A 7,598-nucleotide genomic window follows, 5' to 3' on the forward strand; every position below is an offset into this window, starting at 1 on the left:
CCGGAGGTCGATCCCCCGTCCCGGCAGGGACACGGCAACACCGTCCCGGCAGGGACACGGCGACACCGTCCCAGCAGGGACACGGCGAGACCGTCTCAGCCGAGTGTCACCCGGCCCAGCGGGACCCGCAGCCGCGCGTCGGTGCCGGTCGGCGCAGCCCGTTCGAGCCGCAACGTCCCGCCGAGTTCCGCGGCGACGAGCGTGCGCACGATCTGCAGGCCCAGGCGGTCCGAGCTGCCGAGGTCGAACCCCTCCGGCAGACCCTTGCCCTCGTCGTGGACCACCACGTCGAGCCAGCGGGCCGACCGCTCGGCGCGCAGCGTCACGGTGCCGGAGGCACCCGGGTCGAAGGCGTGTTCCACGGAGTTCTGCACGAGTTCGGTGAGCACCATCACCAGCGGTGTCGCCCGCTCGGCGGGGAAGACCCCGAGGCTGCCCTCCCGGCGCACCCGGACCTGGCTGCCCACGGCCGCGACGTCGACGACGATGGGGATCAGCCGGTCGACGACGTCGTCGAGATCGACCTCCTCGTCCACCGACATCGACAGCGCTTCGTGCACGAGCGCGATCGACGTCACCCGGCGTACCGCCTCGGCGAGGGCCTGCCGGGCCTCGGTGTTGCCGGTGCGCCGTGCCTGCAGCCGCAGCAGGGCCGCGACCGTCTGCAGGTTGTTCTTCACCCGGTGGTGGATCTCCCGGATGGTGGCGTCCTTGCTCAGCAACGCCCGGTCGCGCCGCTTGACCTCGGTGACGTCGCGGATGACCACCGCAGCGCCCTCGAGCCGGCCGCCGGGCGCGAGCACCAGCGCGCGCAGCAGCACGGTGGCGCCGCGGGCCTCGATCTCCATGGGCCGTCCCAGCTTGCCGTGCACCGCTCCGCGCAGATAGGTCTCGACGTCCTCGCTCTCGAACGGATCGGTCACCAGCGCGCGCGTCGTCTCGATCAGGTTCTGGCCGAGCAGGTCGGAGTTCAGGCCCATCCGGTGGTAGGCGGACAGGGCGTTCGGGCTCGCGTACACCACCCGGCCGGACCGGTCGAGGCGGATGAAGCCGTCCCCGGCCCGCGGACTGGACTTGGTGTCGGATCGGGATTCCGGATTCGGGAAGGTGCCTTCGCAGATCATCGTGAACAAGGCGTCGGCGCATTCGAGGTAGGCGGTCTCGAGGGCGCTCTTGGTGCGCCGCGCCACGGTCGCCGCGTCGCGGCTCAGGACCGCGATGACCTGCCCGTCCCAGCGGACCGGCACGGCCTGACGGCGCAGGGGCGCGACGTGGCTGGGCCGTGAGTCCGCGGAGACGACCACTCCGGTCTCGAGGGCCCGCAGCACGTGTGGGTGCTCCCGTTCGGAGACCACCGAACCCACCATGTCCTCGGGCAGCACGGTCGAGGCGGTGGTGGGCCGGCACTGCGCCACGCACACCACCCCACCCGGCTCCGCGCTCACCCACAACAGGACGTCCGCGAAGGACAGGTCCGCGAGCAACTGCCATTCGCCGACGACCCGCTGGAGGTGATCGACCGCACTGCCCGGCAGGTCGGTGTGCTCGGCGAGGAGGGCACTGAGGGTGGACACGGGTGGCACGTGCGGACTCAGGAGATGACCGCGATGAGATCGCCCTGCTGGACGACGTCGCCGACGACCACGTCCAGCGATGTCACGGTGCCCGACGTCTCGGCGAGCACCGGGATCTCCATCTTCATGGACTCCAGGATCACCAGTGTGTCGCCTTCGGCGACGACGTCCCCCTCCTGCACGACCACCTCGAACACGGTGGAGACCATCTCGGCGCGCACGTCCTCGGCCATCGGGCACCTCATTCCACGAAGAAGACGGTGGCCCTGCTTTCAGGGCCACCGGACCACACGTGAAACACTGTAATGAACCAGAAAGGAGATCGGACCATGGGTAAGCGAGGCCGCAAGAAGCGCAGCCGCAAGGGCAACGCCGCCAACCACGGCAAGCGTCCCAACGCCTGAGGCGCGCGCACACGAGTGAGGGGGCCGGAAGCAGCTGCTTCCGGCCCCCTCACTCGTTGGTGGCTCAATCCCGGACGTCGGTGCGGGTCGTCACGACGACGGTCCGCCGGATCTCTATCAGCAGCCGCTCCCGGAGGCCCTCCGGAGCGTGCTCGCCGCCACATTTGCGGCTCAGCAGGGACTTGAGCTGGGACTCGAGCCCGTACGCCTCGAGGCAGGACCCGCAGTCGTCGAGATGGCGCTGCAGGCGCTCACGCGACCGATCGTCGCACTCGCTGTCGAGCAGCAGGTAGACGTCCGCGATCACCGCGGAACAGTCGAGCTGATCGAAGTCGGCCGACTCGCTCACCTCGAGACCTCCTTCTTGTCCGCACCGTCTCCGACGGCCGCATCGACGGCTCCGCTCCGGTTGAATCCCCGCTCCCGCGCGACATCGGCCAGCAGGCCGCGCAGCTGCTTGCGGCCGCGGTGCAGCCGCGACATCACCGTGCCGATGGGGGTCCCCATGATCTCCGCGATCTCCTTGTACGGGAAGCCCTCGACGTCGGCGTAGTACACCGCCATCCGGAACTCCTCGGGCAGCTCCTGCAGCGCAGCCTTGACGTCGTCGTCGGGAAGCGCGTCGAGCGCCTCGACCTCGGCCGACCGCAGACCGGTGGAGCTGTGCTCGGCGGTCGCCGCGAGCTGCCAGTCGGTGATCTCCTCCGTCGGGTACTGCGCGGGCTGGCGCTGCTTCTTGCGGTAGGAGTTGATGTAGGTGTTCGTCAGGATGCGGTACAACCACGCCTTGAGGTTGGTGCCCTCCTTGAACGAGGAGAAGGCGGAGAACGCCTTGATATACGTCTCCTGAACCAGATCCTCCGCGTCCGCAGGGTTGCGGGTCATCCGCAGGGCCGCGCCGTAGAGCTGATCGAGCAGGGGCAGTGCATCCCGCTCGAACCGTTCGGCCAGTTCCGCACCAGACTCCTCGACCACACCGATCCCTTCACTTGCCGTATCCGTGAAGGCTACCGGTCGGGGCGGGCACAGCACAGGCACGCGGTACTCCCTCGCTCTCGGTCACCGGCCGCGCCCGATCGGGGCGGCCACCCGGAATCAACACGACAGGTCCGGCCCTTGTTCCCTACATTGGCGCGCATGGCCTCGACCTCCACTCCCGCGACGAAGCTGCTGCTGCGCGAGAACGTCACCCACCGCGTCCACGAGTACCCGCACGACCCGCGGGCCGGCTCCTTCGGCTCCGAGGCCGTCGAGATGCTCGGGCAGCGGCTCGGGGTGGTCCCCGCGCAGATCTTCAAGACCCTGGTGATCAAGCTCTCCGACGGCAAGCTCGCGGTGGCCGTGATCCCGGTCCCGGCGACCCTCTCGCTCAAGGCGGCGGCGGCCGTCCTCGGTGGCGGTAAGGCGGTCATGGCCGAGCGCAGCGACGCCGAGCGCGCCACCGGCTACGTCCTCGGGGGGATTTCACCGCTGGGCCAGCGCAGCCGGCTGCGCACCGCCGTCGACGCCTCCGCGCAACAGTGGGATCGGGTCCTGTGCAGCGCGGGACGCCGCGGCCTCGAGATCGAACTCGCGCCGGCGGACCTGGTGCGGCTCGCGGGCGCGGTGGTGGCGCCGATCACCACCGGGGCCTGATTCGGCGCCGGGCGTCAGAGCAGGGTGAGCTGCTCGGCGGCGGGCGAGGCCGGGGCGAGCAGTCCGAGACCGTGGTTGCGGACGCTGCCGACCACGGCCGACACACGCCGGATCGTGATCGAGGCCACCGCCTCGCGGCTCGACTTCGGATCGGACCACTGCGACCACAGCCCGGCCGTGCAGAGGCGCGAGCCGTCCCGCGGGGACATGCAGTACGGATCCGCCCGGCCCTGCCAGCCTTGCCGGCAGGGCCGGCCCTGCCGTCGGCCGACGACGGGTCGTGCTGCCACTCGTACCAGCCGTCCGTCGGCACCAGGCACCGCCGGTGCCGCACCGGCCGCGCGAAAGCGGGCTCGAGCTCGGCCGATTCGGAGCGGGCGTTGAAAAGCGTTGCGCTCCGGTCGATCTCGGCGGCGAACGACGGGACGGTCCCCCAGCGCATCCGCCGGATCCGCCGTCACCGCATGCCGGCCGCACACGGCTTCGAAGTGTGGCAGGTGTGGCCCTCGCGCGCGGATGGGCGAAGATGGACGGGTGAATCCGTGGAGTGCGCCCCGAGCCGAGTCACCCGTCGACAGTTCCGTCACGCTGCCCGGGTCCAAGTCGATCACCAACCGCGCCCTGATCCTCGCCGCCCTCGCGGACGGCCCGTCGACCGTGACCGGCGCGCTGCGCAGCCGCGACACCGACCTGATGATCGGCGCCCTGCGCGGACTCGGCGCGACGATCGACGAACGCGACGACGGCACCACCCTGCACGTCACCCCCGGCCGGCTGCACGGCGCCCGGGTGGACTGCGGCCTGGCCGGCACGGTGATGCGATTCGTGCCGCCCGTCGCGGCACTGGCCGACGGCGACGTCTTCTTCGACGGCGACGAGCAGGCGCGCACGCGGCCGATGGGCACGGTCCTCGAGGCCCTGCGCTCGCTCGGCGCCGACGTCGACGGCGACACCCTGCCCTTCACCGTGCACGGGCGCGGCCGCCTGCGCGGCGGTGTCGTCACCATCGACGCGTCCGGCTCGTCGCAGTTCGTCTCGGGGCTGCTGCTGTCCGCCGCGGCGTTCGATGAGGGCGTCACGGTCCGGCACGCCGGGGCGGCCGTGCCGTCCATGCCGCACATCGACATGACCGTCGACATGCTGCGCGAGTCCGCGGTGACGGTGGACACCACCGTGCCCGACACCTGGCGGGTCGCGCCGGGCCCGATCCGCGCGGTGGACCGCGTGGTCGAGCCGGATCTGTCCAATGCGACCCCGTTCCTGGCGGCCGCGGCCGTCACGGGCGGCACGGTGTCGGTGCCGCGGTGGCCGCAGCGCACCACCCAGGCCGGCGACGCGATCCGCGGCATCCTCCAGCAGATGGGCGCCGACGTCGCCCTGTCCGGCGGCACGCTCACCGTGCGCGGCCCGGAGCGCCTGCGCGGCCTCGACATCGACCTGCACGACGTGGGTGAGCTCGCCCCCACCGTCGCAGCGCTCGCGGCGCTGGCGACGACCCCGTCCACGCTGCGGGGCATCGCGCACCTGCGCGGGCACGAGACGGACCGCCTGGCCGCCCTGGCCACGGAGCTCGGCAAGCTCGGCGGCGCCGCGACCGAGACCGCCGACGGCCTGCACATCGTGCCCGCGCCGCTGCACGGCGGGCGCTGGCATTCGTACGCGGATCACCGGATGGCCACGGCGGGCGCGATCGTGGGCCTCGTGGTCGACGGCGTCGAGGTCGAGGACATCGGCACGACCGCCAAGACCCTGCCGAACTTCCCCGAGCTGTGGGCCGGGATGCTGACGGGAGCACGCTCCTGAGCCGGCGCACCTACGACGAGTCCGATGTCCGGATCCGTCCGGGCAAGGGCTCGCGTCCGCGCACGAAGGACCGGCCGGCTCATCTCGACGCCGCCGAGGCGATGGTGGTCTCGGTCGACCGCGGTCGGTGGGGCTGCGTGCTGGGCGGCGATCCGGCACGGCCGGTGGTGGCGATGCGGGCCCGTGAGCTCGGCCGCACCCCCGTCGTGGTCGGCGACCGGGTCGCCGTGGTCGGGGACCTGTCGGGACGGCCCGACACCCTGGCGCGGATCGTGCGGGTAGAGGAGCGCACCACGGTGCTGCGCCGCACCGCCGACGACACCGACCCGTTCGAGCGGATCGTCGTGGCCAACGCGGAGCAACTGCTGATCGTCGTCGCGCTGGCCGATCCGCCGCCGCGGACCGGGCTGGTCGAACGGTCCATGGTCGCCGCGTACGCGGGCGGTCTCGACCCGGTGCTGTGCCTGACCAAGAGCGATCTCGCCGATCCGGCCGAGTTCACCGCGCAGTTCGCCGACCTGGACGTCCGCGTGATGCTGGCCGGACAGGATCGGGACCTGACGGAACTCCGGGAGATGCTCACCGGCAAGGTGACGGCCCTGATCGGCCACTCCGGCGTCGGGAAGTCGACCCTGGTCAACAGACTCGTCCCGGATGCCGACCGGGCCATCGGGGCGGTCTCGGGCGTCGGGAAGGGCCGGCACACCTCCACGCAGTCGGTGGCGTTGCCGCTGCCGGGCGGTGGTTGGGTGATCGACACGCCCGGTATCAGGTCGTTCGGACTCGCGCACATCGGCGCCGACAACGTGATCGCCGCCTTCTCGGATCTTGCCGAGGCGGTGGAGGCCTGCCCCCGCGGCTGCACCCACCTGGGCCCGCCTGCGGATCCCGAGTGCGCGCTCGACGAACTCGAGGGCAAGTCCCGGCGCCGCGCGATGGCGGTGCGGGCTCTGTTGACCGCGATCGCCGCGAACGAGACCTGGTGACCGAGAGCCGGTGATACGGGCCCGCGACGCCGAGCGCCCGGCGTCACGGGGACGCCGGGCGCTCGATGCGGGCTCGGGATCAGCGCATGCCCAGGAGGCGGCGCACACCGCGGACCCGGCGGTTCTCGCGGATCGCGGTCGCCAGACCGCGTCGCCGGCCGGTCGCGGGGTCCACCACGGCGGTGCCGCCGAAGCCGCGTTCGGACGCGGTTTCGGGTGCGGCGTCCGGGGTGTCGGCGAGGTACTTGTTCGGCAGCGACAGCTTGGCGATGGTGCGCCACGACTTGAAGTACTGCACCGCGAGCGGGCCGGTGGTGTACGGCAGGTCGTACTTGTCGCACAGCTGCCGGACCTTCACCGCGATCTCGGCGTACCGGTTGGACGGCAGGTCCGGGAACAGGTGGTGCTCGATCTGGTAGCTCAGGTTGCCGGTCATGAAGTCCATGACGGGGCCGCCGGAGATGTTGGCGCTGCCGAGCATCTGCCGCAGGTACCACTGCGCCTGCGACTCGTTGTCGACGTCGGCCTTGGTGAACTTCTCGGCGCCGTCGGGGAAGTGCCCGCAGAAGATGACCGCGTTGGTCCACAGGTTCCGGATGACGTTCGCCGTCATGTTCGCGGTCAGCGTGGACTTCCAGGCCTTGCCCGTCAGCGCCGGGTAGACCACGTAGTCCTTGACGATCTGGCGACCGATCTTGTCCCCGACCTCGCGCAGCTTGCGCTTGGTCTCGGCGCGGTCGTCGCGGCCCTTGGCCACCTTGCCGAGCTCGAGATGCTGGACCGCGACGCCGTACTGGAACAGCAGGGCGAGCAGCGCGTTGTAGACGATGTTGCCGTAGTTGAACGGCGACCAGCGCTGGTCCCGCGTGACCCGCAGCAGGCCGTATCCCACGTCGTCGTCCATGCCGAGGATGTTGGTGTACTTGTGGTGCAGGTAGTTGTGGGTCTGCTTCCAGTGCGCGGACGGGTCGGCGTTGTCCCACTCCCAGCTGGCGGAGTGGACCTCGGGATCGTTCATCCAGTCCCACTGCCCGTGCATCACGTTGTGCCCGAGCTCCATGTTCTCGATGATCTTCGAGACGCCGAGCAGGCCCGCACCGAGCAGCCACAGCGGACGCCGGCGGCTGCCGAACAGCGCCGCGCGCCCGCCGAGTTCCAGGCCGCGCTGCAGCCGGATCGTGTTGCGGATGTAGCGG

At 71.2% G+C, this 7,598-nt stretch carries 10 protein-coding genes and 1 pseudogene; 4 read left to right on the plus strand and 7 right to left on the minus strand.

Annotation, left to right across the window (positions count from 1 at the left end; all coding sequences use genetic code 11):
• Nucleotides 1–95: 95 nt before the first annotated feature.
• Nucleotides 96–1,574: a sensor histidine kinase gene (locus tag CQZ88_RS19510; protein WP_029544595.1), complete on the minus strand. Its 1,479-nt coding sequence runs from the start codon at nucleotides 1,572–1,574 to the stop codon at nucleotides 96–98.
• Between the two features lie 17 nt (nucleotides 1,575–1,591).
• Nucleotides 1,592–1,807, minus strand: coding sequence for a biotin/lipoyl-binding carrier protein (locus CQZ88_RS19515; RefSeq protein WP_003939128.1), 216 nt, complete (start codon nucleotides 1,805–1,807; stop codon nucleotides 1,592–1,594).
• A gap of 96 nt (nucleotides 1,808–1,903) precedes the next feature.
• Here CQZ88_RS19515 and CQZ88_RS32440 point away from each other — a divergent pair, with 96 nt between their 5' ends.
• Complete coding sequence (locus tag CQZ88_RS32440) at nucleotides 1,904–1,978, plus strand: 50S ribosomal protein bL37 (protein WP_022597109.1); 75 nt, start codon at nucleotides 1,904–1,906, stop codon at nucleotides 1,976–1,978.
• 64 nt (nucleotides 1,979–2,042) lie between these two features.
• On the opposite strand, the gene rsrA is transcribed toward CQZ88_RS32440, so the two are convergent.
• Nucleotides 2,043–2,327 carry a mycothiol system anti-sigma-R factor gene (gene rsrA, locus CQZ88_RS19525; protein ID WP_006942706.1) on the minus strand — a complete coding sequence of 95 codons (285 nt, stop codon included), beginning with the start codon at nucleotides 2,325–2,327 and terminating at the stop codon, nucleotides 2,043–2,045.
• Nucleotides 2,324–2,953, minus strand: coding sequence for a sigma-70 family RNA polymerase sigma factor (locus CQZ88_RS19530; RefSeq protein WP_037200997.1), 630 nt, complete (start codon nucleotides 2,951–2,953; stop codon nucleotides 2,324–2,326). The genes rsrA and CQZ88_RS19530 overlap by 4 nt, the downstream gene beginning before the upstream one ends.
• A 162-nt stretch (nucleotides 2,954–3,115) precedes the next feature.
• Here CQZ88_RS19530 and ybaK point away from each other — a divergent pair, with 162 nt between their 5' ends.
• The gene (gene ybaK / locus CQZ88_RS19535) at nucleotides 3,116–3,613 is read left to right on the plus strand and encodes a Cys-tRNA(Pro) deacylase (RefSeq protein ID WP_006942704.1); all 498 of its coding nucleotides are present in this window, start codon (nucleotides 3,116–3,118) and stop codon (nucleotides 3,611–3,613) included.
• Nucleotides 3,614–3,627: 14 nt separating this feature from the next.
• On the opposite strand, the gene CQZ88_RS31410 is transcribed toward ybaK, so the two are convergent.
• Both CQZ88_RS31410 and CQZ88_RS32445 read right to left on the minus strand, forming a co-directional pair.
• The gene (locus CQZ88_RS31410) at nucleotides 3,628–3,822 is read right to left on the minus strand and encodes a hypothetical protein (protein WP_029544598.1); all 195 of its coding nucleotides are present in this window, start codon (nucleotides 3,820–3,822) and stop codon (nucleotides 3,628–3,630) included.
• A 125-nt stretch (nucleotides 3,823–3,947) separates the two neighbouring features.
• Nucleotides 3,948–4,055: pseudogene (locus CQZ88_RS32445) on the minus strand (SOS response-associated peptidase); the annotation flags it as partial.
• Nucleotides 4,056–4,129: 74 nt separating this feature from the next.
• Here CQZ88_RS32445 and aroA point away from each other — a divergent pair.
• Entirely contained in the window at nucleotides 4,130–5,416 is a 1,287-nt protein-coding gene (aroA, locus tag CQZ88_RS19545; RefSeq protein WP_037200999.1) for a 3-phosphoshikimate 1-carboxyvinyltransferase, read from the plus strand.
• Complete coding sequence (rsgA, locus tag CQZ88_RS19550; RefSeq protein ID WP_006942701.1) at nucleotides 5,383–6,402, plus strand: ribosome small subunit-dependent GTPase A; 1,020 nt, start codon at nucleotides 5,383–5,385, stop codon at nucleotides 6,400–6,402. Before aroA ends, rsgA begins: the two co-directional genes overlap by 34 nt.
• A gap of 79 nt (nucleotides 6,403–6,481) precedes the next feature.
• Here the strand turns inward: rsgA and CQZ88_RS19555 are convergent.
• Nucleotides 6,482–7,598 (minus strand): acyl-CoA desaturase (locus CQZ88_RS19555; RefSeq protein ID WP_258008686.1); only part of this gene is annotated, 1,117 nt, incomplete at its 5' end.

The organism is Rhodococcus sp. ENV425 (assembly GCF_002887785.1).
GTDB lineage: Bacteria > Actinomycetota > Actinomycetes > Mycobacteriales > Mycobacteriaceae > Rhodococcus > Rhodococcus aetherivorans.